We start from the raw sequence: 22,887 nt of genomic DNA, 5'->3' as shown, positions 1-22,887 counted from the left end.
GATCATCCCGTGGTGGCGAGCGCGAGCACGCGCAGCACCAGTTCGTCGTAGGAGATGCCGGCAGCGCGCGCCGCCATCGGCACCAGCGAATGGTCGGTCATTCCCGGCGAGGTGTTGGCTTCGAGGAAGAAGACCGCGGCCGCGGCCGGATCGGCCGCCTGGTCGAGGAGAAAATCGACGCGCCCCCAGCCTCGACCGCCGAGCGTGCGGAACGCGACGAGCGCCTGCGCGCGCAACTCTGCCTCGCGTTCCGGCGGCAGGCCGCAGGGGCACAGGTAACGTGTATCGTCGCGGCGATACTTGGCCTCGTAATCGTAAAAGTCGGTCGCCGGCTCGATCTTGATGATTGGCAGCGCCTCGTCGCCGAGGATGGCGACGGTGTATTCGCCGCCGAAAATGCCGCGCTCGGCGATCACCAGACCGCCGCTGGCGACGGCAGCACGCGCCGCTTCGGCATACGCCGCTGGTAGTGCGCCGGGCTCGGACACCTTGACGACGCCGATCGACGAGCCCTCGCAGGCGGGTTTGACGAATAGCGGCAGACCGAGCTTCTTCTCGACGGCAGCAAAATCGCTGTCTGCATCGAGCAGCACGCACTCGGGTACCGGCAGTCCGGCGGCCTGCCAGACCAGCTTGCTGCGCCACTTGTCCATGCCCAGCGCCGAGGCGAGCACGCCGCTGCCGGTATAGGGCTTACCCATCAGTTCGAGCGCGCCCTGGATCGCGCCGTCCTCGCCATAGCGACCGTGTAACGCGACGAACACGCGGTCAAAAGCTTCGAGGTCTTCAATGCGGTGTTCGGCCGGATCGAAGGCTTCCGCCCTGACCCCCTGGCGCAGCAGTGCCGCCAGCACGCCGCCGCCGCTAGCCAGCGAGACGGCGCGCTCGGCCGAACGGCCGCCGAGCAAGACAGCGACGCGGCCGAAATCTTGGGGGGAAGTCATTACAGCGCTCATGCGGCCTCCAGCACGCGACCGGCGGTCAGGCCGATCGATCCTGCGCCCATGGTCATGACGACATCGCCGGGTCGCGCCGTATCGAGGATGGCGCGCGGCAGCGCCGCGACGTCCTCGACGAAGAAGGGTTCGACCTTGCCGGCGACGCGGACGGCGCGCGCCAGCGCGCGACCATCGGCAGCAACGACCGGCGCTTCGCCGGCGGCGTAGACTTCGGTCAGCAGCAAGGCGTCAACCGAGGAAAGCACGCCGACAAAATCCTCGAAGCAGTCGCGCGTACGCGTGTAGCGATGCGGCTGGAAGGCCAGCGTCAGCCGTCGACCGGGGAAGGCGCCGCGTGCGGCGGCAAGCGTTGCGCGCATCTCGACCGGATGATGACCATAGTCATCGATCAGCGTGAAGTGTCCGCCACCCGGCAGGGCGACTTCGCCGTAACGCTGGAAGCGGCGGCCGACGCCCTTGAACTCGGCCAGCGCGCGCACGATCGCCGCATCGTCGATGCCGACTTCGCTGGCCACCGCAATCGCCGCCAGCGCGTTGAGCACGTTGTGCCGGCCGGGCAGGTTGAGCGTCACCTCGAGCCGGCTTTCGCTGCCATTGACGCGCACGCAGGTGAAGCGCATCTGGCCGCCGTCGGCGACGACGTTCTCGGCGCGGATGTTGGCACCGGCGTCGAAACCGTAGGTGACGACCTGCTTGCCGATGTGCGGCAGGATCGAGCGCACGTTGGCGTCGTCGGCGCAGACGACGGCGACACCGTAGAAAGGCAGACGCTGCAGGAAATCGACGAAAGCCTGCTTCAAGCGACCGAAGTCGTGGCCGTAGGTCTCCATGTGGTCGGCGTCGATGTTGGTGACGATCGAAATCACCGGCGACAGGTAGAGGAAGGACGCGTCGGACTCGTCGGCTTCGGCGACGAGAAAATCGCCCGAACCGAGGCGCGCGTTGGCGCCGGCCGCGTTCAGGCGGCCGCCGATGACGAAGGTCGGGTCGAGCCCGCCCTGCGCGAGGATCGACGCGACCAGACTGGTCGTCGTCGTCTTGCCGTGCGTGCCGGCGACGGCGATCCCCTGCTTCAGGCGCATCAGTTCGGCGAGCATCTGCGCGCGCGGCACCACCGGAATGCGCGCAGCGCGCGCGGCGACGACTTCGGGATTCTCGGCAGCAACCGCCGTCGACACCACCAGCGCGTCGGCACCGACGACGTTCTCGGCGGCGTGTCCGCGCAGCACGCGCACGCCGAGCGCCGCCAGGCGCCGCGTCGCCGCGTTGTCGGCCAGATCGGAACCGCTGACGCTGTAGCCGAGATTGGCGAGCACTTCGGCGATGCCGCTCATTCCCGAGCCGCCGACGCCAACGAAATGGATGTTCTTGACCTTGTGCTTCATGCTGCGACTTCCTCACAAACGCGTGCGACGGCTGCTGCGGCGTCGGGCCGCGCCAGTTCGCGCGCTTTTTCGGCCATCTGCAGGAGCTGGCCACGACGGTAATTGCGCATCAGGCTGATCGCCTGCGGCGTCAGCTCTGTCTGCGGCAAGAGAACGGCGCCGCCGACGTGCGCCAGAAAGAGCGCGTTGCTCGTCTGGTGATCGTCGACAGCGAAAGGGAAAGGAACGAGAACGCTCGGCGTTCCCGCTGCGGCGAGTTCGGCGATGGTCAGCGCGCCAGCACGACAGAGCGCGAGGTCGGCCCAGGCGTAGGCCTGCGCCATGTCGTCAATGAAAGCGACGCACTGCGCCTCGACGCCTGCCTCGGCATAGGCGCGACGCAATTCTTCCAGATGCTTTTCGCCAGCCTGATGCAGCACTTGTGGGCGTTCGGTCGGCGGCAACAGCGCCAGCCCGGCCGGCGTTGCCGTATTCAGCGCCGCAGCACCAAGGCTGCCGCCGAGGACCAGCAGCCGCAGCGGGCCTTCGCGGCCGGCAAGCCGTTCGGCGGGTTCGGGTAGCGCGGCAATCTGCGGGCGCACCGGGTTGCCGACCCATTCGCCGCGTGGCAGCGCGTCGGGGAAACCGGTGACGACACGGCGAGATATCTTCGCCAGCCAGCGGTTGGCCATGCCGGCGATCGAATTCTGCTCATGTACCACCAGCGGAATGCCGGCGAGCCGTGCCGCGACACCACCCGGGAAGCTGACGTAGCCGCCCATGCCGAGAACGACCGTCGGCTTGATGCGCTCAATTTCGCGCTTCGCCTGAGTGACCGCCGAATACAGCGCGAACGGCAGCGCCAGCTTGCGCAGCAGGCCCTTGCCGCGCAGCGCGGCAAAGCGCACCGGCGCGAATTCGATGCCGCGCGGGGCGACCAGACGCGCCTCGATGCCGTCGGGATTGCCCATCCAGACGATCTTCCAGCCGCGTTCGCGCAGTACCTCGGCGACCGCCAGACCGGGGAAGACGTGGCCGCCGGTGCCGCCGGCCATGACGAGCAGGGTCCGGCTCATGGCTTGGCCCCTCTCATTAGTTGTCTGTTTTCCCAGTCCACACGCAAGAGGATGGCGAGCGCGGCGCAGTTGGCGACAATGCCAGAACCGCCGAAGCTCATCAACGGCAGCGTCAGGCCCTTGGTCGGCAGCAGGCCCATGTTCACGCCCATGTTGATGAAACCCTGCACGCCGATCCACAGACCGATGCCCTGCGCCACCAGCGCCGGGTAGAGACGGTCGAGCATCACCGCCTGCCGGCCGATGACGAAGGCGCGCTGCACGATCAGCGCGAACAGCGCGATCACCGCCACCACGCCGAAGAAGCCGAGTTCCTCGGCGATCACCGCGAGCAGGAAGTCGGTGTGCGCTTCCGGCAGGTAGAAGAGTTTCTCGACGCTGGCACCGAGGCCGACGCCGAACAGTTCGCCGCGACCAAAGGCGATCAGCGCGTGAGACAGCTGATAACCACGGCCGAAGGCGTCGGACCACGGATCCATGAAGCCGAAGATGCGGTCGCGCCGGTACGGCGAGACGACGATCATGATCGCGAAGGCGACCAGCAGCAGCACGATCAGCACGGCGAACAGGCGCGCGCGCATGCCGCCGAGGAAGAGGATGCCGATGGCGATGGCGATGATGACGACGAAGGCGCCGAAGTCGGGCTCCTTGAGCAGCAGCGTGCCGACCGCGACCATCGCCGCGGCCATCGGCAGGAAGGCCTTTTTCAGGTCGGCCATGTGCGGCATCTTGCGCACCGTGTAGTCGGCGGCGTAGAGCACGGCGAAGAGCTTCATCAGCTCCGACGGCTGCAGATTGGCGACGCCGAGCGGCAGCCAGCGGCGCGCGCCGTTGACGTCGCGGCCGACGCCGGGAATCAGCACCAGCGCGAGCAGCAAGAAACCGGCGACGAACAGCCAAGGCGCGACTTCCTGCCACGACTTCAGCGGCACCTGAAAGGCGGCGATGCCGGCGGTGAGGCCGATGACCAGGAAGACCGCGTGACGCACAAGGAAGTAGCTCTGCTGGTGCGCGGTGAAGCGGTTGCCCTCGGCGATGGCGATCGACGACGAATAGACCATCACCAGACCGGCGAGGAGCAGGATCAGCGCGCTCCACAACAGCGCCGGATCGACCTCGGCCGGCGCGCGCGACGGGGAATCCCAGGTGCGCAGCATCACAGCGCTCCCGCCGCCAGCGCATGCGCGGCGAGGATGAAGGCCTCGGCGCGGTGTGCGTAATTGCGGTACATGTCGAGGCTGGCGCAGGCCGGCGAGAGCAGCACGGCGTCGCCGGCGCGACTGTGCGCGGCGCAGAAGCGCACCGCTTCGGCCATGTCGACGCACGACTGGCGCGGCGCATTGACACCGGCGGCGTCGAGTTCGGCGGCGATCAGTTTGGCGTCGCGGCCGATCAGCGCGATGGCGCGCGTCGTCGACGGCGCACGTGCGTCGTCGCGCAGCGCCGCAGCGAGCGGCGCGAAATCCTGACCCTTCCCGTCGCCGCCGAGGATGATCGCCAGCGGCCGGTCGAGACCGGTGATCGCCGCCAGCGTCGCGCCGACGTTGGTGCCTTTGGAGTCGTCGTAGTAGATGACGCCGCCGATTTCGGCGACCGGCTGCACGCGGTGCGGCAGGCCGTCGAAGGCGGCGAGGCCGGCCAGCGCCGCCTGCGGCGCGATGCCGATCGCCTCGCACAGGGCGAGCGCTGCCATCGCGTTGGCGGCATTATGCCGGCCGGCGAGGCGCAGGTGATCAAGTCCGATCAAGACCTCGTTGCCGCGGGCGATGGCGTTGCCGATCAGGCCGTAGTCGCCCGCGCGCGCCGGCGCATCGAGACCGAAGCTGACGAAGCCCTCGCCGCAGCGCGCCGCCGACAGGCTGCGTGCGTCGTCGCGGTTCAACACCGGCAGCGGCCGGCGGCCGCCGCCTTCCTGGAAGATGCGTGTCTTCGCTGCGGTATAGCCGTCCATGCCATCGTGACGGTCGAGGTGGTCCTCGCTGACGTTGAGCAGCGTCGCCGCGTCGGCGCCGAGCGTATGCGTCGTTTCCAGCTGGAAGCTGGAGAGTTCGAGCACCCAGACGGCCGGCAGCGTGCCGGTATCGAGCGCGGTCATCAGCGCGTCGAGCGCCGACGGGCTGATGTTGCCGCAGGCCACCGCCGGGTAGCCGGCAGCGCTCGCCAGCGCGGCAGTCAGCGCCGTCGTTGTCGTCTTGCCGTTGCTGCCGGTGATCGCCAGCACTTTGGCCTGCGGATCGAGGCGACGCAGTGCGTCGACGAACAACTGGATTTCGGAGACGACCGGAATTCCCGCCGCCAGCGCCGTCTGCACCAGCGGCGTCGCCAGCGGCACGCCGGGCGAGAGCACGATGCGGCCGACACCCTGCAGCTGGGATTCGTTGAAGGGGCCGCAGACGATTTCAGCGGCCGGCGCCGCGGCGATGATCCCGTCCATATTCGGCGGCTGCGACCGGCTGTCCGCGATACGCAGGCGCGCGCCCTCACGCATCAGCCATTTGGCTGCCGCCAGCCCGCTTTCGCCGAGGCCGAGGATGAGAGTCAGGTCGCGCGCGGTGTTCATGTCAGCGCAGCTTGAGGGTCGACAGACCGAAGAGGACGAGCATCAGCGTGATGATCCAGAAACGCACGACAACCTGCGTCTCCTTCCAGCCGCCAAGCTCGAAGTGGTGGTGCAATGGCGCCATGCGGAAGATGCGTTTGCCCCCCGAATAGCGGAAGTAGAGCACCTGCGCCGCCACCGACAAGGTTTCGGCAACGAAGACACCGCCCATGATGGCGAGCACGATTTCCTGACGCACGACGACGGCGACGGTGCCGAGCGCCGCGCCGAGCGCCAGCGCGCCGACGTCGCCCATGAACACCTCAGCCGGGTAGGCGTTGAACCAGAGGAAGCCGAGTCCGGCGCCGACCATCGCGCCGAGGAAGACCGCCAGTTCGCCAGCGCCCGGAATGTAGGGCAGCAGCAGGTACTTGGCGTAGACGCTGTTGCCGGCGACATAAGCAAAGATCGCCAGCGCGGCGGCGATCATCACCGTCGGCATGATCGCCAGCCCGTCGAGGCCATCGGTGAGGTTCACCGCGTTGCTGGTGCCGACGATGACGAAGTAGGTCAGCGTGATGAAGCCGATGACGCCGAGCGGGTAGGCGACGCTCTTGAAGAAGGGAACGATCACTTCCATCTGCGCCGGCACCGTTGCCGTCAGGCCGAGATAGACGGCGACGATCAGGCCGATCACCGACTGCCAGAAGTACTTCCAGCGGCTGGCGAGTCCTTTCGGGTCGCGGTAGACGACCTTCTTCCAGTCGTCGACCCAGCCAATCGCGCCGAAACCGACGGTGACAATCAGCAGCACCCAAACGTAGCGGTTGGAGAGATCGGCCCAAAGCAGCGTGGTGACGGCGATGGCGATGAGGATCAGCACGCCGCCCATGGTCGGCGTTCCCGATTTTTTCAGGTGCGTCTGCGGGCCGTCGGTACGCACCGCCTGGCCGATCTTCTTCGCCGCCAGCCAGCGGATGACGCGCGGACCGGCGGCGAAGGAGATGATCAGCGCCGTCATCGCCGCCAGCACCGCGCGCAGCGTGATGTAGTTGAAGACGTTGAAGGCGCGGACATCCTGACCGAGCCACTGGAAGAGAAGCAGCAACATCAGTGGCTCTCCCCGGCCGGCGCGACTGAAGGCGCGTCTGCAGACTTGTCGGCGGCAATCGCGTCGGCAACGCGTTCCATGCGCATGAAGCGTGAGCCCTTGACCAGCACCGTCGTGCCGGCGCCCAGTTCCGGGCGCAAGGCAGCGAGCAAGGCTTCAGGGGTGCGGAAATGCTGGCCGCCAGCGCCGAAATTATGGGCGGCGATGGCGCTTGCTTCGCCAAGCGCGAACAGGCGGTCGACGCCCTGACTCTTGGCGTAACCGCCAATCTCGTCGTGGAACTGGCCGCTCATCTCGCCGATTTCGCCCATGTCGCCGAGCACCAGGATCTTGCGCCCGACGGTGGCGGCAAGCACCTCGATTGCCGCGCAGACCGAGTCCGGATTGGCGTTGTAGGTGTCGTCGAGCAGCGTTGTACCGTCGATGCCGGCGCGGCGCTGCAGCCGCCCGGGTGCGCCGCGGAAAGCGGCAAGGCCGTCGCGCACGGCCGACAGCGGCACGCCAGCGGCCAGCGTCGCCGCGGCGGCGGCGAGTGCATTGCAGGCATTGTGGCGACCGGGCAAGGCAAGTTCGACCTCGATACGTTCGCCGGCAAAATCGAGCGTCAGATGATTGTCCAGCCCGTGCAGGCGGCAGCCGCCGACGACGTCGGCCGGGCGCTCAAGCGCAAACGACAGGATGCGCCGGCCAGCATTGCGCGCCCGCCACAGTCCGGCCCAGGGCTCGTCAGTATTGACCACGGCGACACCCTCAGGCGCCAGTCCGTCGTAGATGCTCGCCTTTTCGGCAGCAATTGCTTCCAGCGAGCCCATTCCTGCCAGATGCGCGCGCTGCGCGTTGGTCACCAGCGCCACCGTCGGCCGGGCGATCGCCGACAGCGCGGCAATCTCGCCCGGATGGTTCATGCCCATTTCGACCACTGCGGCGCGGTGCGTGGCGCGCAGGCCGAGCAATGTCAGCGGCAGACCGATATCGTTGTTGAGGTTGCCGGCCGTTGCCAGCACGGCGTCGCCGAAGGCGGCGCGCAGGATGGCGGCGATCATTTCCTTGGTCGTCGTCTTGCCGTTACTGCCGGTGACGGCGATCAGCGGCAACGTGAAGCGACGACGCCAGTCGGCGGCGAGTGCGCCGAGCGCCAGCCGCGTATCGGCGGCGACGATCAGCGGCAGAGGCAGCGGCGATTCCTGACCCGCCCACTGCCCGGCGGCGGCTTCGTCGACCAGCGCTGCGACGGCGCCCTGCGCGGCGGCGCGGGCAAGGAAGTCGTGCCCGTCGAACTTATCGCCGCGCAGGGCCACGAACAGCGCACCGGGGGCGATGCGCCGGCTGTCGGTGGAAACCGCACTGAAGCTGACGTTGGCGCCGAGCAGGCGGCCGGCAACGGCACGGGCGGCGGCGGAGGTATCCATCATTGGGGGAAAAGCTCCTGACGGGCGGCAAGCGCGCCACGCGCCTCGGCAACATCCGAGAACGGGCGGCGCACGCCGCAGATTTCCTGGTAGGGCTCGTGTCCCTTGCCGGCAAGCAGCACGACATCGGCCGGGTGCGCGGCGAGGACAACCTGACGGATGGCGCTGGCGCGATCAGCGATGACTGCCGCCGTCGGCGCGGCGACGCGGATCTGTTCGATGATCGCCTGCGGATCTTCGCTGCGCGGATTGTCCGAAGTCAGCGTCACCGAGTCAGCCAGTCGCGTGGCGATTTCGCCCATCAGCGGCCGCTTGCCGTTGTCGCGATCGCCGCCGCAGCCGAAGATCACGCGCAGTGCGGCGCCGCGGGCACCGGCGACTGCGCGCAACGCACGCAGGGCGTTCTCCAGCGCGTCAGGCGTGTGCGCGTAGTCGACAACGATCAGCGGTTCGTTGCGGCCGCCGACCGTTTCCAGGCGTCCCGGCGGCGGCGCCAGCGTGGCAAAGCGCTCGGCGACCTGGCGCGGCGTCAGCCCGGCGTCGATCAGCACCGCTGCAACGGCGAGCAGATTGGAAATGTTGAAACCACCGATCAGCGTCGTATCGACGGTGGCGCGTCCGTTCGGCGCGATCAGGCGGAACTGCAGGCCTTCCGGCGTGGTGACGACATCCTCGGCGCGCAGCAGCGCCGGCGTGCCGAGCGGCGCTTGCGCCGCAGGCAGCTGCGAGTAGCCGATCAGCCGCTTGGCGGTAGTGCGCGCGGCCAGCTCGCGACCGAAGGGATCGTCCATGTTGACCACCGCCAGACGCAGGCGCGGCCAGGTGAACAGGCGTTCCTTGGCGGCGGCGTAGGCTGCCATCGAGCCGTGGTAATCAAGATGATCGCGCGTCAGGTTGGTGAACACAGCGACATCGATGTGCGCGCCGTTCAGACGCCCTTCCTCGATGCCGATCGAGCTGGCCTCAAGCGCGCAGGCCCCCGAGCCGGCAGCTTCCAGATCGGCCAGCGTGCGCGCCAGCGTTGCCGCTTCCGGCGTGGTGAAACCGGTATCGACGAGCGCGCCCGGACGACCGATGCCGAGCGTGCCGATGACGCCGCAGTTGCGCGGGTGCAGCTGCGCGATCCACTGGCTGATGCTGGTCTTGCCGTTGGTGCCGGTGATGGCGATCAGCGACATGCGTTCGCTGCTGCGGCCGCAGGCGGCATGACCGAGCGGCCCGGCCAGCGCGCGCAGTCCGTGCACCGGCAGGTTGGGCACGCGCACATCGGCCGGCCAGACGAAACCGTCGCCGGCTTCCCAGACGACGGCGACGGCGCCGCGCGCCAGCGCGTCGCCGATGTAGGCGCGGCCGTCGGCAAAGTCACCGGGATAGGCGAGAAAGATGTCGCCGGTGCGCACACGGCGGCTGTCTTCGACGGCGCCGCGCGCGATGACGCCCTGCGCGGCGAGGAAGGCCAGCGCTGCGTTGGCATCGCCGGAAAACACGGGGGACAGGGAGCGGGTAGTTTCGCTCACAGCGACTCCTTGGCAACAGGGGCATTGGCGACGACCTGCAAGGGCGAGTCGGGCGGAACGCCGAGCGTACGCAGCGCGCCGGCCATCACCGAGGCGAACACCGGACCGGCGACATCACCACCGAAATGTCTGCCGGCGCTGGGTTCGTCGATCATCACCGCGACGATCAGGCGCGGCGCCGACGCCGGCGCCAATCCGACAAAGGAAGCGACGTAGCGCTTGGCGTAAACGCCGTCTTCGAGCTTGTGCGCGGTGCCGGTCTTGCCGGCGACGCGATAACCGGGGATTTGTGCTTTCGGTGCGGTGCCGCCCGGCCGCACCGCCATCTCGAGCATGGCAACGACCTCGCGCACGGTCTGCGGACTGTAGATCATCGCGCCTTTCGGCGGCGGCGCTTCAAGGCGGGTCAAGGACAGCGGGATCAGCTCGCCTTCGCGCGCGAACACCGTGTAGGCATGGATCAGCTGGATCAGCGACACGGAAATGCCGTGGCCGTAGGACATCGTCGCCTGCTCGATCGGACGCCAGTGCTTCCACGGGCGAAGGCGTCCGCTGACTTCGCCGGGGAAGCCGAGTTCGGGCACCTGGCCGAAACCGACCGCATCGAACATTTCCCACATCTCCTGCGGCGCCAGCATCGCAGCAATCTTGGCGGCGCCGACGTTCGACGATTTCTGGATCACCTCGGCGACGGTCAGCGGACCGTGCGAGTGCGCGTCGTTGATCGTCGCCGTGCCGATGGTCATGCGTCCCGGTGCGCAATCGATCACCGTGTCGAAACGCACCTTGCCTTTTTCCAGCGCCAGCGCGACGGTGAAAGGTTTCAAGGTCGATCCCGGCTCGAAGGCATCGGTGACGGCACGATTGCGCAGCTGAGCGCCCGACAGCGATTCGCGATTGTTCGGGTTGTAGGTCGGCCAGTTGGCCAGCGCCAGCACTTCGCCGGTACGCGCATCGACCACGGCAACACCGCCGGCTTTCGCCTGGCTTTCGGCGACGGCCTGCTTGAGCTGGCTGTAAGCGAGATACTGGATCTTCGAATCGAGCGAGAGGCGGATGTCCTGGCCGTCCTGCGGCGGCCGGATCGAGCCGACGTCCTCGACGATCTGGCCGCGCCGGTCCTTGATCACGCTACGACTGCCCGGCCGGCCGAGCAACTGCTTCTGGAACGCCAGTTCGACGCCTTCGAGGCCCTTGTCGTCGATGCCGGTGAAGCCGACGAGGTGCGCGGTCATCTCGCCGGTCGGGTAGTAGCGGCGGTATTCCGTGTTCTGGCCGACGCCCGGAAGCTTCAGCGCCGCGATCTTCTCGGCCACCTCGGGCGGGATCTGCCGATGCAGATAGACGAAGGATTTTTCGCTCGCAAGCTTGCGCGACAGATCCTTGGGATTGGCTTCGAGCAGGCGCGCCAGCTGCTGCGTCTGCTCCGGCGTCAGTTTGGCGTCGGCAGGGATCGCCCACACCGACTTCATCGGCGTCGACACGGCAAGCACGTCGCCGTTGCGGTCGGCGATGCGGCCGCGCGAGGCCGAAATCTCGAGGTCACGGCGATAACGCGAGTCGCCCTTCTCCTGCAGGAAGTCGTTGTTCAGCACCTGCAGGTAAAAAGCCCGCCCGATGAGCAGGGCAAAGGCGCCGAGAATGAGCAAGGCCAGCAGGCGCGAACGCCAGGCCGGCAGGCGCAGCAGCAGCAGCGGGCTTTCGGCGAACTTGTGCGCGAGGCGCCCCTTCAGCCGCATCATCGCTGCCCCAACGCCGCGCTGAGCGTGCGCGGCGCTTCCGGCACGTTCATCTTCAGTTTCTCGCGCGCGATCTTCTCGATGCGTGGTGCCGTCGCCCAGGTTGACAGCTCAAGCTGCAACTGGCCGAACTCGACCTCAAGCTGGCGTGCACGCTCCTGCTCGGCTTCGAGCGACTGAAAGAGCTTGCGCGCACTGTGCTGCGCCGTCACGGTTGCCAGCGCGCAGGCGGCGGCAATCAGCAGCAGCAGCAGATTGAGGCGGACCATTTCAGGCGACCTCGCGCGCCGGCGCCAGCGCGGGTTTTTCGGCGACGCGCATCACCGCACTGCGCGCCCGCGGATTGACGGCGACTTCCGCCGCAGCGGCGCGAACCGGCTTGCCGAGCAGGCGCAGGCGCGCCGGTGGCAACTGATCGGCGCGCAGCGGCAAGTCTTTCGGCAATGCATCGGGTGCCGACTGCTCGCGCATGAAGCGCTTGACGATCCGGTCTTCGAGCGAGTGAAAGCTGATCACGACCAGCCGCCCTTCTGCTTTCAGTATCTCGACCGCCTGCGGCAAGGCTAGCGCAAGCTGCTCGAGTTCCTGATTGATACGAATCCGTAGAGCTTGAAAGGTGCGCGTCGCCGGGTCCTGGCCGAGTTCGCGGGTCCGCACGCTCTCGCGTACGAGCGCGGCGAGTTCGCCTGTGGTTGCAACAGGCCGCTCGCTCCGAGCAGCCACAATCTTCTTTGCAATCTGGAAAGCAAACCGTTCTTCGCCATAGTTTCTGATGACCTCCGTGATGTCCCTGATATCGGCTCGCGCCAGCCACTCCGCTGCCGTCTCGCCCTGCGTTGTATCCATGCGCATGTCGAGCGGCGCATCAAAGCGAAAGCTGAAGCCCCGCTCCCCCTCGTCCAACTGCGGCGACGACACTCCGATATCAAGGAGAACGCCATCAACCGCCCCTACTCCTGCCTCGGCCAGCGCCGCCGCCAGATCGCCGAAGCGGCGGTGCAGCAGCGTAAAACGCGAATCCCCGATGGCCCGCGCTGCCGCCACTGCCTGCGGGTCACGATCGAAAGCGAGCAGCCGCCCCTGCGGCCCGAGGCGCTCGAGAATCGCCCGGCTGTGTCCGCCACGACCGAAGGTGCCATCGACGTAACACCCGTCCGGCCTGATCGCCAGCGCTGCGACCGCTTCGGCGAGCAGAACCGTCTGGTGCCCTGAGGCCAGACTCACAACGCGAGATCCTCAAGCCCCGGCGGCAGCAGCTGGTCGCCCAACGCGAAGATGGCTTCCTGCTGCTTGCGCCAGCCGGCGTCCGACCAGATTTCGAAGTGATCGCCCTGGCCGACCAGCCAGACCTGCTTGTCGAAGCCGGCAAACTCGCGCAGCTCGGGCGCGACCATCAGGCGGCCGGCGGAGTCAAGCGTTTCCTCGCGCGCAAAACCGACGAGCAGGCGTTTGATCAGCGCCGACTGCTGCTGCAGGCTCGGCGCCGCCAGCACTTTCTCGCGGATCGGCGCCCAGGCGGGTTCCGGATAGAGCAGCAGGCAGCGATGCGGGTGCGCGGTCAGCACCATCTGACCATCGGCAGCCGCCGCGAGCGCGCCCCGGTGACGCGCCGGAATGGCGAGCCGACCTTTGGCGTCGATACTCAGCGCTGCCGCCCCCTGGAACATTCAAGCCACTCCTCACCCTGCTCTGCCGACGGGGAGGATACATCCCTCCCCACTTTTCCCCACTTCCTCCCACTTTAAGACAAACAATTCGGCAAAGCAAGGACGAATCTGCGTTTTTTTCAATCGCGACAAGGACTTATGCGCGATTTTGAAGGCGAGACAGCAGGTAATTTCTCGTTAAAAAACAAGACAAAAAACAGGCCTGTTAAAGTGCTTTATAACGAGATGCGCCGACCTGACGACGCGGGCCGCGGACTGATGGGAAGGACGAGGGGGGGCGCGGGCAAGGGCGAGCGAACGCCGCCGGACGCGCGCCTGGAGAGACCGCCGCAGACGCCCCGACCGCGGCTGCCTGACCGACGGCTGCGCGCAGGCAGCCCAAGCGCACACGGCCGACACGCCGGACGTAGCAGCAGCACCACGAACCGGGAAATCACGCGCGCCTCGACGCTGCCGGCCGTTGGCTGCGCACGGCGGCAAGCTGGACAGACAGGAATATGAGGTGGGGAAGCCCGTCGATAAGCCGGGTTCTGTCGTGGACAGCCATTCCTCTAGGCGTACCGTTGCCGGCACGCTCAAGCAGCCTACCCGGAAGCGACGCGAGCAACGTCATTGCTTCCCTATTCGGCCTTGCTCCGGATGGGGTTTACCGTGCCGTCCGCGTTGCCGCGTCCGCGGTGAGCTCTTACCTCGCCGTTTCACCCTTACCTGATCCCGCCCGTTTCCGGGAGGGCCATCGGCGGTCTGTTCTCTGTTGCACTTTCCGTCGCCTTCGCCTTGCGGCTTATAGCGCCCGGCCGTTAGCCGGCATCCTGCTCTGCGGAGCCCGGACTTTCCTCCCGGCGCATGAAGCGCCCGGCGGCTGTCTGACTGACTTCCCCGGCGCGGATTATACGCGGCCGCCAGCCGCCTCCCGCACTTTCTCGCCGGGCACTGACGAGTCGTCATCCACAAAGGGGGAACGCCGTGAAGCGAAGGAAAGAAACGCCCGCAGCGGGCGCGCAGCTACTTGGCCGCTGGCGGCGCCTCTTCAGGAACGAAACTGAACTCGCCATCGACACTGCGGAAAGTACCGACCAGCCGGCCGAAACCGCCCTCGGGTTCGCCCTCAAGCCGGGCAAAGCCTTCGCAGCTGCGCGTCTCGACCACGTACATGCGGCGCCCCTGACGCAATATCCAGGCATTGTTGCCCGGCGCAAAAACCTCGATCGGCGTTTCCAGTCCAGCGGTTTCCATCTTGTGCCGGCGCATGCAGTCGGGCATGCGCATCGCCACCAGAACGTAGTCGCCCTTGCGTGCCCACGGCGTCTGCTGCTGGCGAATCACCGTCAGCGCGTGCTGGGTGTTGCCATCGATCGGGAAAGTGGCGCGCTCGTCCGAGCACGCCACCAGCAGCGGCAGTGCCAGCAGCGGAAGCAGTTTGAACGGCGACACGATCATTCTCCTCGAACGTGATCTGTTGCAGGTCGGTCAGGCGAGCACGATGCGGCTCAATCGAGCAGGCGCCAGTGCAGCGTTTCGCCGGCACGCAGCGGAACGATGCTGTCACCGCCAGCGTAGGGATAGCTGGCCGGCGGCGTCCACGTTTCCTGAAGCAGCGTGACCTGGCCGGAATTGCGCGGCAGACGATAGAAATCAGGGCCATTGAAGCTGGCGAAAGCTTCCAGCCGGTCGTGCGCCCCGGCCGCGGCGAAGGCCTCGGCGTACAACTCGAGCGCGGCGTGCGCCGTGTAACAGCCGGCACAGCCGCAAGCCGCTTCCTTGGCGCCGCGCGCGTGCGGTGCCGAATCGGTACCGAGGAAGAAGCGCGCATCACCCGACGTCGCCGCGCGCAGCAGCGCCGCACGATGCCGCTCGCGCTTGAGCACCGGCAGGCAGTAATAGTGTGGGCGCACGCCACCGGTGAAGATGGCGTTGCGGTTGTAGAGCAGGTGATGCGCGGTGATCGTCGCGGCGACGTTGGCGCCGGCGCCGGCGACAAATTCGGCCGCCTCCTGCGTCGTGATGTGCTCGAAGACGACGCGCAAGCCTGGATGCCGTGCCAGCAGCGGCTGCAGCACGCGTTCGATGAACACCTGTTCGCGGTCGAAGATGTCGATCGCCGGATCGGTCACTTCGCCATGCACCAGCAGCGGCAGGCCCAGTCGCTCCATCTCGGCGAGCGCCGCGTCGCAGTTCGCCAGATCGCTGACGCCGGCGTCGGAGTTGGTCGTCGCGCCGGCGGGATAGAGTTTGACCGCATGCACGAAACCGCTGTCGGCGGCACGACGGATTTCGTCGGCTGAAGTGCGGTCGGTCAGGTAGAGCGTCATCAGCGGCGTGAAATCGAGACCCGCCGGCAAGGCAGCGAGGATGCGCGCGCGATACGCCGCCGCGTCGGCAACGCTGACGACCGGCGGCTTCAGGTTGGGCATGACGATGGCGCGCGCAAACTGGCGCGCGGTGTGCGGCAGCACGGCGGCGAGCGCATCGCCGTCGCGCAGGTGTAAATGCCAGTCGTCGGGGCGCGTGAGAGTGATCTGCATGGAATGAAGCCTGATGATGTTTCGATCCGGAATTCTAGAGGATTTCGCGCCAGACGGCGGCGGGGACCGGTTTGGCGGGCGAAAAGATGCAGTACCGGGAGGCAGCCTTGCGCTTCCGGGAAAGGCTTCACTCTCGACATTGTCCTGAAGTCGGCTATTGGCCAGCTCTGGTATTAGCCGTTCCGGGTTGCCGACGCGTTCGCGCGCTGTGCGTTCGGCAGACCGGGCGCCGGGCGCTCCTCATGGCTGCACAAATCGTCGCACCCGGCACCCGGCCCGCCTCGCCAAGCGTTGGGGCACACTGAAAATGCGCGATTGAACCGCTTTTGCAATCGGGTAGATACGCCTGCCCTGTCAGCCACGCGGGGGTGGGGCCGGGGCAACGATTTGTGCAGCCATGAGGCGCCCCGGCCCCACCCCCGCGTGCGCACCGAAGCTCAGACAGAAACGAGACTTGTGTTTTGGCCCAAATCGAAACACGCCCACGTTCGGGCGCACGACCTGGCCCGCAGCGGCCGAAGACTTCTCTGAACGCAGGCCCGCAGGTGCTGCGGCACCAGTAAGCATCCTCGGGGAAAGCCAGGAAGCATCCTTCGCCGGCTGGCTAATCGGCAGCCGAAGAATCCGCGCGTAGTTCCAGCGCCCGCGCGTACAGCGCATTCTTCGCCGCGCCGGTGATGGCGTGCGCCAGCTTCGCCGCCTGCTTCACCGGCAGGCCCTCGGCGAGCAGCAGGCGCAGGACGCGCTCGCTGTCGCCGTCGTCGGCCACTGCTGCGGCGCCGGCGACGACCAGAACGAACTCGCCGCGCTGGCGGTCGCTGTCGGCGGTCAGCCAGGCGACGGCCTCGGCCAGCGGACAGCTGTGGATCTGCTCGAACAGTTTGGTCAGTTCGCGCGCCAGCAACAGCCTGCGCTCGCCGCCGAAGGCCTCGGCCAGCGCGGCGACGGTATCGACGATGCGGTGCGGTGCCTCATAGAAAACCAGCGCGTAAGGTAGCGCCGCCAAGCCACGCAAAGCCTCCTGCCGTTGGCCGGCTTTCGCCGGCAGGAATCCGTAGAAAAGAAAGTGCGCGTCGGCGAGCCCGGCAGCGGAAAAGGCCGTCACCGCGGCGCAGGGACCGGGCAGCGGCACGACGCGGTAGCCGGCGTCGCGCACGCGCGCGACCAGTCTTGCGCCGGGGTCGGAAATCGCCGGCGTGCCGGCATCGGACACTAGCGCCACCGATTCGCCGTCGGCCAATCGGCCGATCACCTGCGCGGCGGCGGCTTCCTCGTTGTGTTCGTGGCAGGCGATCATTTTTGCAGCGCAGCCGAAGCGCGCCAGCAGTGGCGCGCTATGCCGCGTGTCCTCGGCAGCCACCCAGCGGACGGCGCGCAGCACTTCCAGCGTACGTACGGTGATGTCGCCAAGATTACCGATCGGCGTCGGCGCCAGATACAATGCCGGAGATTCTTCTGTCATGACGGAGGGGTTCCCAGTGAGCGGCAAAGATACCACGCAGCGGCCAGCGGGCGCCGCGCCAGGCAGCGCACCCGACCCGCGCCATGCCAGCGGCCGGCAGGCCGAGGAACTGGCGGCCCGCTATCTCGTGGCGCGAGGCCTGCAGCTGCTTGAGCGCAACTTCCGCTGCCGTGGCGGAGAAATCGACCTCGTCTGCCGCGACGGCGCGTGCACGGTTTTCGTCGAAGTTCGCCTGCGCCGTCATCCGGGTTTTGGCGGCGCCGCGGCCAGCATCGGCCACGGCAAGCAGCGCCGCGTCATCCTCGCCGCACGTCACTGGCTGGCACGCCACGGCTCCTTCGATGCCGACTGTCGCTTCGACTGCATCCTGCTCGACGGACTCGATACGACGCATATCGAGTGGCTACGCAATGCGTTCAGCAGCGATTGACGCCAGGCGCGCCGGCGCTGGCTGGCTGACCCGCCTGCTGGTGTTCTGCTGGCTGCTCTGGAGCACATATGCCGACGCCGAGAGCGTGCAGATCCTGGTGCAGGATTCGCCACTGGCCGGCAGCCAGTACCACGCTGTCGCCGAAGTCTGGCCGCAACTCAAGGTCGGCGACCGGCTGACGCTGGTGCGCGAGGCCGACAACCGGCACGACCGCAGGGCCGTTCGCGTCGACTGGAACGGTCACACCCTTGGTTATGTTCCGCGCGCCGAGAATCGCGCCGTCGCCGCCGCGCTTGACCGCGGCGAGCGCCTCGAAGCGCGGATTACGGCGCTGCGCGACGAGCGCGACCCGTGGCGGCGGATCGCCTTCGCCGTCTATCTGACGCTGTGATGGTAGAATCGCCGGCACTTTCCACTCTCGCCGCAGCCACTCATGGACCTGATCAGCCGCATCGGCCAGCACTTCGAGGATAGTGCCCGGACCAAACTCGACGCGCTTGAACTGCTCGCCGCCCCGATCGCCGGTGCCGTCGAAACGATGGTCGGCAGCCTGGTCAATAACGGGCGCATACTGGCCTGCGGCAACGGCGGGTCGGCCGGCGATGCACAACACTTCGCTGCCGAACTGGTCGGCCGCTTCGAAGCCGAACGGCAGGGGCTGGCGGCGATCGCGCTGACTACCGACACCTCGATCATCACCGCCGTCGGCAACGACTACAGCTTCGAGCAGGTATTCGCCCGCCAGGTACGCGCGCTCGGCCAGCCCGGCGACGTGCTGCTGGCGATTTCAACTTCCGGCAATTCCGGCAACGTCATCGCTGCCATTCATGCCGCGCACGAACACGACATGCGCGTCGTCGCCCTCACCGGCCGCGACGGCGGACGCATCGGCGAGTTGCTGCGCGACGACGACATCCATATCTGCGTCCCTTCCGAGCGGACAGCGCGCATCCAGGAAACCCACCTGCTCGCGATCCACTGTCTGTGCGACGGAATCGACTGCCTGCTTCTGGGAGTAGAAGAATGATCCCGCACAAGAACACCGCGAACCTGAAAGCCCGTATCAACAAGCGCCTGCTCATCGGCCTGCTGCTCGGCGGCGCGCTGCTGCCGAACCTGCAAGGCTGCTTCCCGATCGTCGCCGCCGGCGTCGGCACCGGCGTTCTCGCCACGCTCGACCGGCGCACTTTCGGCGCGCAGACCGAGGACGAGACGATCGAGTGGAAAGCCAGTTCGCGCGTCTCCGAAAAGATCGGCGACAAGGCGCACGTCAACTTCACCAGCTACAACCGCAAGGTACTGCTCTCGGGTGAAGCGGCTTCGCCGGAAATCCGCGCCGAAATCGAGCGCATCGTCAGTGCCGTGCCGAATGTTGCCGGCGTCTATAACGAACTGGCGATTGCCGCTGCCAGCGCGTTCACGGCGCGCAGCAACGACGCCTTCATCACCTCGAAGGTGAAGGCTCGCTTCGTCGACATCCACCAATTCAACGCCAATCACGTCAAGGTGGTCAGCGAAGCCGGCACGGTATTCCTGCTCGGCTTGCTGACGCAGCGCGAAGCCGATTCGGCGGTGGAAATCACACGTACCACGGCCGGCGTGATGAAAGTGGTCAACCTGATGGAAATCATCAGCGACGCGAAGGCCAAGGAACTCGACCTGCCGCCGCCGGACAAGAGCAAGCAGCCGGACTCGCGCCCGGCCTCCTGACCCCCATCATGGGAAGCGCGCAGCGCGGCGCCCGTGAAGATCAGGATGACTGGCCGCTCAAGCGGCCAGTTTCTTTTGCAGGCCGCGCACCAGAGACCCGATCAGCGGCAGCTTGGCGTACAGCTCCTCGGCGGCATCCCAGTAGTCGCGGTGCCAGCAGACCTTGCCCTCGCCGTCGAACTTCAGGTGCGAAACGCCACGGATCAGCTGCGTCTCGGCCGCCTTCCAACTGCGCATGCGGAAGGTGAACTCCCACACCAGCACGGCACCGCCGGCGTCGACGATGCGATCGACGATGCCGAAGCGCGGCGCATCGAGCTGCTGGAACATGTGCAGGAAGATGCGCTGCAGCGCAGCAAGGCCGCGCACTTCGTTGAACGGATCCTTGAAGTAAGCATCGGCACTGTAGAACTCGCCGAAACGCTCGACGCTCGCCGGCGAGAAGTCCTCGTAGAAGGCAACAAGACGTTCGAGCGATGGCGGCACGGCAGACATGGAATTCCCTCAAAGACCGGTAAAGCGGCTGACCAGCGGAAAGAACAGGCGATACGGCAGATGCGCGAGCAGTTTCATCACGCGCGTGAAACGCTTGGGAAAATCGATCGCGAAATCACCCGTGGCAAAGCCGGCGACAATCGCCGCCGCCGCCTGCTCGGGCGTCTGCAGCGCCGGCATGCTGAAATCGTTCTGCGCGGTCAGCGGCGTGGCGACAAAACCGGGATTGATCACGCGCACGCCGACACCGGACGGCGACAGGTCGAGATAGAGCGTCTCGGTGAAATTGATCAATGCCGCCTTGCTGGCGCCGTAAATCAGCGATTTCGGCAGGCCGCAATAGCCGGCAACGCTCGCCGTCAGCGCAATCTGACCGGAACGCTGGCTTTTCAGCTGCGGCGCGACGAGCGCGGTGAAGGCGATGGCGCCGATCAGGTTCACGTCGATCAGACGCCGGGCGACGGCCATGTCGATGGCGTCGGCGTGCATCGGCGTGTAATCGCCGGCGAGGTAGATCGCCACATCGACGCCGCCCCAGGCATCGAGCAACTGCGCCCACGCCCGCGCCAGGCTGTCGCCATTGACTGCATCGCAAGGCAGGAGCAGGGGCGCCGGCGCACCGACGCCGCCCGCCGCAGCGATTTCACCGGCGAGCACCGCCAGCTTGTCGGCACTGCGTGCCGACAGTGCCAGGCGGGCACCGCGCCGCGCCAGATCGCGCGCCAGCGCCGCACCGATGCCGGTCGAGGCACCGAACAGCCAGACGCGCTGGCCACGCCAGTCGCTGATCGCCGGATTGAGTCCGCTCATCGCACGCCTTCGCCGCTCAACGCTTGCTGAAGCTGAGCGTCACTTCACCAAGACGGATGCCGAACTTGCGCATTTCCGAGCGATTGAGCATCACCTTGTCGTCCATCTGGTACATCCAGTCGTCGAAATCGACGTTCCACACCTTGCCGTCGACCGGTAGCGCCAGCACGTAGCGCCAGCGCAGCGCGTTGCCTGCCGCCTCGCCGTCGGCAGCGCCGACGACGTCACCGGCGCTGCCGCTGTAGCGTCCGTCGGCCTGCCGGGTGATCGTCCACACGCGCTGCGAGGTCGTTCCGTCCGACCAGGTGAAATGTTCGTCGAGCGTACCGACATCGACGCCGTCCTTCTTCTCCCACTTGGCGTCGATGACGACATGGAAGCGCTTCTTCACCTCGCCGCCACGATCCTGGAACATGCCCCAGCCGTCGATGGTGCCGTTGAAGTACTGGCGCAGGTCGAGCGTCGGCTGCTGCGCGCGGTACTGATCGACCGTGGTACCGGCACAACCGGCCAGCCCGCCAAGGAGCAGCGGAACCAGCACACCGGCAGCAATCATTGAACGAAGTGATTTCATTACGCTTTCTCCAGCGAATTCCGCCAGCGCCAGGCGAGCGCGGCAGCGAGGGTCTTGAAAAGAATGGGTAGACCGCAATAGACGACGACCAGACCGGACAACGCCGCCGCATCGCTGACGCCCGGCCGGTAGCCGGCAAGCTCAAGCAGCGGCAAGGCGACGCCTGCAGCAAGCGCGAGGTTGAGCTTGCCGACGAGGTTCCACCAGCCGAAGTAACCGCCGGCCTGCGGCGTCGCGCTGGCGACAGGCAGGGTTTCGGCGCCGGCGCCTGCCGCGTTTTCGCCGTCGGCTCCCTGGGCCCGCCCGCCCGCAGCGCCTGCTGTTTCTTCGCGAGCGACGCCGGGGCCGCGCGCGATATCGGCAAGCAGCGCGGCGGGCAGCGCCAGATCGGCGCCGAAAGCCGCACCGGAGAGCACGCAGACGACAGCGAAAGGCCAGACGTCGCCAGCGCCCAGCCCGGCCGCCCAGACAAAAGCCGCGCAGGCGGTGGCCATCGCCAGCGACCACGCCGCCACCCGGCCGATGCGCCGCGCCAGCGCCACCCACAGCGGCAGGAAGACGACGCCGCTGACGAAATACAATCCGAGGAAAGCGCCGCTCCACGCCGCCGCCTGCAGGATGTCGGCGACGAAGAACAGGACCAGCGTCGCCGGCAGCGCGGCGGCGACGCCATTGACGACAAATACCGCGAGCAAGCGGCGGAAGCGCGCATCAGCCAGCGGCCGGCGCAGGCTGGCGAGTACCGACTCGTGCGCGGTCACGGCGAGCGGCACCGCAGCAGCAGCTACCGTACTCGCCGTGTCGGCAGGCGCGGCTTCGTCGACCGCGGTTCCGGCAGACTTACCGTCGGCGATGGCTGACGGTGCCGCCGTCAAGGTCAGCGCCGCCAGCAACAGCAGCAAGGGCGGGAACAGCCAGGCGAGTTGCGCCAGACCGTCGGCCAGCGCCAGCCCGTCGCCACCGGCGAGAATGCCGGGCAAGGCTGCCGCCAGTACCACGCCGACGAGACCGAAACCCTCGCGGCAGGCGACCAGACGCGTACGCTCGGCGCTGTCGGCGCCGATCTCGGCGCCCCAGGCTTGGTAGGCGATGCTCGCCAGCGAAAAACCGAAGTACGTGGTCAGCAGCGCGGCGAGCAGCCAGAGCACAGCGTTGCCGTCCGCCGGCGGATGAAGCAAGGCGACGAAACCGGCAGCGAGAAAAGGCAGCGCCAGCACGATCAGCCGCCGCCGGCTGCCGACACGATCGGCCCAGGCGCCCAATAGCGGATCAATGACCGCATCGAGCAGGCGCGTGGCGAGCAACAATCCGCCGAGCAGGCCGAGACTCATGCCGGTGCTTTCCGCCCACAGGCGCGGCGCATGCACGTAAATCGGCAGCGCCGCCATCGCCAATGGCAGACCGAGCGCGCCGTAGGCCAGCCGCCGCAACCACGCGGCCAGCGGCGCTTGACGTGGCGCAGAGACGGGCGCCGACGTCTGCGGTCTCACGGAGAGCTTC

At 67.3% G+C, this 22,887-nt stretch carries 23 protein-coding genes and 1 other RNA gene; 4 read left to right on the top strand and 20 right to left on the bottom strand.

Going from position 1 to position 22,887, the window contains the following annotated elements:
• Positions 1-2 precede the first annotated feature (2 nt).
• The 16 genes from GGD90_RS16100 to rsmI all read right to left on the bottom strand — a co-directional run bounded on the left by GGD90_RS16100 (position 3) and on the right by rsmI (position 17,368).
• Positions 3-944 carry a D-alanine--D-alanine ligase gene (locus GGD90_RS16100; RefSeq protein ID WP_184415259.1) on the bottom strand — a complete coding sequence of 314 codons (942 nt, stop codon included), beginning with the start codon at positions 942-944 and terminating at the stop codon, positions 3-5.
• Between the two features lie 8 nt (positions 945-952).
• Positions 953-2,344 (bottom strand): UDP-N-acetylmuramate--L-alanine ligase, encoded by a 1,392-nt coding sequence (murC, locus tag GGD90_RS16095; RefSeq protein ID WP_153117721.1) that lies wholly within the window; start codon positions 2,342-2,344, stop codon positions 953-955.
• Entirely contained in the window at positions 2,341-3,399 is a 1,059-nt protein-coding gene (gene murG, locus GGD90_RS16090) for an undecaprenyldiphospho-muramoylpentapeptide beta-N-acetylglucosaminyltransferase (RefSeq protein WP_153117720.1), read from the bottom strand. Before murG ends, murC begins: the two co-directional genes overlap by 4 nt.
• Entirely contained in the window at positions 3,396-4,556 is a 1,161-nt protein-coding gene (ftsW, locus tag GGD90_RS16085) for a putative lipid II flippase FtsW (protein ID WP_153117719.1), read from the bottom strand. The genes murG and ftsW overlap by 4 nt, the downstream gene beginning before the upstream one ends.
• Complete coding sequence (murD, locus tag GGD90_RS16080) at positions 4,556-5,959, bottom strand: UDP-N-acetylmuramoyl-L-alanine--D-glutamate ligase (RefSeq protein ID WP_153117718.1); 1,404 nt, start codon at positions 5,957-5,959, stop codon at positions 4,556-4,558. Before murD ends, ftsW begins: the two co-directional genes overlap by 1 nt.
• Before the next feature lies 1 nt (position 5,960).
• Positions 5,961-7,049 carry a phospho-N-acetylmuramoyl-pentapeptide-transferase gene (gene mraY, locus GGD90_RS16075; protein ID WP_153117717.1) on the bottom strand — a complete coding sequence of 363 codons (1,089 nt, stop codon included), beginning with the start codon at positions 7,047-7,049 and terminating at the stop codon, positions 5,961-5,963.
• Entirely contained in the window at positions 7,049-8,461 is a 1,413-nt protein-coding gene (locus GGD90_RS16070) for a UDP-N-acetylmuramoyl-tripeptide--D-alanyl-D-alanine ligase (protein WP_153117716.1), read from the bottom strand. Before GGD90_RS16070 ends, mraY begins: the two co-directional genes overlap by 1 nt.
• The gene (locus tag GGD90_RS16065) at positions 8,458-9,975 is read right to left on the bottom strand and encodes a UDP-N-acetylmuramoyl-L-alanyl-D-glutamate--2,6-diaminopimelate ligase (protein ID WP_228273793.1); all 1,518 of its coding nucleotides are present in this window, start codon (positions 9,973-9,975) and stop codon (positions 8,458-8,460) included. The genes GGD90_RS16070 and GGD90_RS16065 overlap by 4 nt, the downstream gene beginning before the upstream one ends.
• Positions 9,972-11,717 (bottom strand): peptidoglycan D,D-transpeptidase FtsI family protein, encoded by a 1,746-nt coding sequence (locus GGD90_RS16060; protein ID WP_153117715.1) that lies wholly within the window; start codon positions 11,715-11,717, stop codon positions 9,972-9,974. Before GGD90_RS16060 ends, GGD90_RS16065 begins: the two co-directional genes overlap by 4 nt.
• Positions 11,714-11,983, bottom strand: a complete 270-nt coding sequence (gene ftsL / locus GGD90_RS16055; RefSeq protein ID WP_153117714.1) for a cell division protein FtsL — start codon at positions 11,981-11,983, stop codon at positions 11,714-11,716. Before ftsL ends, GGD90_RS16060 begins: the two co-directional genes overlap by 4 nt.
• 1 nt (position 11,984) lies before the next feature.
• Complete coding sequence (gene rsmH, locus GGD90_RS16050) at positions 11,985-12,938, bottom strand: 16S rRNA (cytosine(1402)-N(4))-methyltransferase RsmH (protein WP_153117713.1); 954 nt, start codon at positions 12,936-12,938, stop codon at positions 11,985-11,987.
• Positions 12,935-13,381: a division/cell wall cluster transcriptional repressor MraZ gene (gene mraZ, locus GGD90_RS16045; protein WP_153117712.1), complete on the bottom strand. Its 447-nt coding sequence runs from the start codon at positions 13,379-13,381 to the stop codon at positions 12,935-12,937. The genes rsmH and mraZ overlap by 4 nt, the downstream gene beginning before the upstream one ends.
• Before the next feature lie 503 nt (positions 13,382-13,884).
• Positions 13,885-14,259, bottom strand: an RNA gene (gene rnpB / locus GGD90_RS16040) — RNase P RNA component class A.
• Between the two features lie 127 nt (positions 14,260-14,386).
• The gene (locus GGD90_RS16035) at positions 14,387-14,815 is read right to left on the bottom strand and encodes a hypothetical protein (RefSeq protein WP_153117711.1); all 429 of its coding nucleotides are present in this window, start codon (positions 14,813-14,815) and stop codon (positions 14,387-14,389) included.
• Between the two features lie 56 nt (positions 14,816-14,871).
• Complete coding sequence (gene pyrC / locus GGD90_RS16030) at positions 14,872-15,906, bottom strand: dihydroorotase (protein ID WP_153117710.1); 1,035 nt, start codon at positions 15,904-15,906, stop codon at positions 14,872-14,874.
• Between the two features lie 604 nt (positions 15,907-16,510).
• Positions 16,511-17,368 carry a 16S rRNA (cytidine(1402)-2'-O)-methyltransferase gene (gene rsmI / locus GGD90_RS16025; RefSeq protein WP_153117709.1) on the bottom strand — a complete coding sequence of 286 codons (858 nt, stop codon included), beginning with the start codon at positions 17,366-17,368 and terminating at the stop codon, positions 16,511-16,513.
• Between the two features lie 16 nt (positions 17,369-17,384).
• Here rsmI and GGD90_RS16020 point away from each other — a divergent pair, with 16 nt between their 5' ends.
• From GGD90_RS16020 to GGD90_RS16005, 4 genes are read left to right on the top strand one after another with little or no spacing between them, the layout of a single operon-like run.
• Entirely contained in the window at positions 17,385-17,798 is a 414-nt protein-coding gene (locus GGD90_RS16020; RefSeq protein WP_228273792.1) for a YraN family protein, read from the top strand.
• Complete coding sequence (locus tag GGD90_RS16015; protein WP_153117707.1) at positions 17,779-18,189, top strand: HIRAN domain-containing protein; 411 nt, start codon at positions 17,779-17,781, stop codon at positions 18,187-18,189. Before GGD90_RS16020 ends, GGD90_RS16015 begins: the two co-directional genes overlap by 20 nt.
• A gap of 42 nt (positions 18,190-18,231) precedes the next feature.
• Positions 18,232-18,825 carry a phosphoheptose isomerase gene (locus GGD90_RS16010; protein WP_153117706.1) on the top strand — a complete coding sequence of 198 codons (594 nt, stop codon included), beginning with the start codon at positions 18,232-18,234 and terminating at the stop codon, positions 18,823-18,825.
• Positions 18,822-19,508, top strand: a complete 687-nt coding sequence (locus GGD90_RS16005) for a BON domain-containing protein (RefSeq protein WP_153117705.1) — start codon at positions 18,822-18,824, stop codon at positions 19,506-19,508. The genes GGD90_RS16010 and GGD90_RS16005 overlap by 4 nt, the downstream gene beginning before the upstream one ends.
• A 57-nt stretch (positions 19,509-19,565) precedes the next feature.
• Here the strand turns inward: GGD90_RS16005 and GGD90_RS16000 are convergent, their stop codons facing one another.
• Genes GGD90_RS16000 through GGD90_RS15985 form a run of 4 tightly spaced genes read right to left on the bottom strand, consistent with a single transcriptional unit; the run spans position 19,566 to position 22,877 of the window.
• Positions 19,566-20,003, bottom strand: coding sequence for a nuclear transport factor 2 family protein (locus GGD90_RS16000; RefSeq protein WP_153117704.1), 438 nt, complete (start codon positions 20,001-20,003; stop codon positions 19,566-19,568).
• 9 nt (positions 20,004-20,012) lie between these two features.
• Positions 20,013-20,813 (bottom strand): SDR family NAD(P)-dependent oxidoreductase, encoded by an 801-nt coding sequence (locus GGD90_RS15995; protein ID WP_153117703.1) that lies wholly within the window; start codon positions 20,811-20,813, stop codon positions 20,013-20,015.
• Positions 20,814-20,829: 16 nt separating this feature from the next.
• Positions 20,830-21,387, bottom strand: a complete 558-nt coding sequence (locus tag GGD90_RS15990; RefSeq protein ID WP_184415257.1) for a DUF3833 domain-containing protein — start codon at positions 21,385-21,387, stop codon at positions 20,830-20,832.
• Complete coding sequence (locus GGD90_RS15985; RefSeq protein WP_228273791.1) at positions 21,387-22,877, bottom strand: MFS transporter; 1,491 nt, start codon at positions 22,875-22,877, stop codon at positions 21,387-21,389. The genes GGD90_RS15990 and GGD90_RS15985 overlap by 1 nt, the downstream gene beginning before the upstream one ends.
• Positions 22,878-22,887 lie beyond the last annotated feature (10 nt).

The organism is Rhodocyclus tenuis (genome assembly GCF_014197755.1).
In the GTDB taxonomy this organism is placed as follows: Bacteria; Pseudomonadota; Gammaproteobacteria; order Burkholderiales; family Rhodocyclaceae; genus Rhodocyclus; species Rhodocyclus tenuis.
The sequence above is the reverse complement of the archived record's forward strand: the minus strand, read 5'-3'. Positions and strand labels throughout refer to the sequence as shown.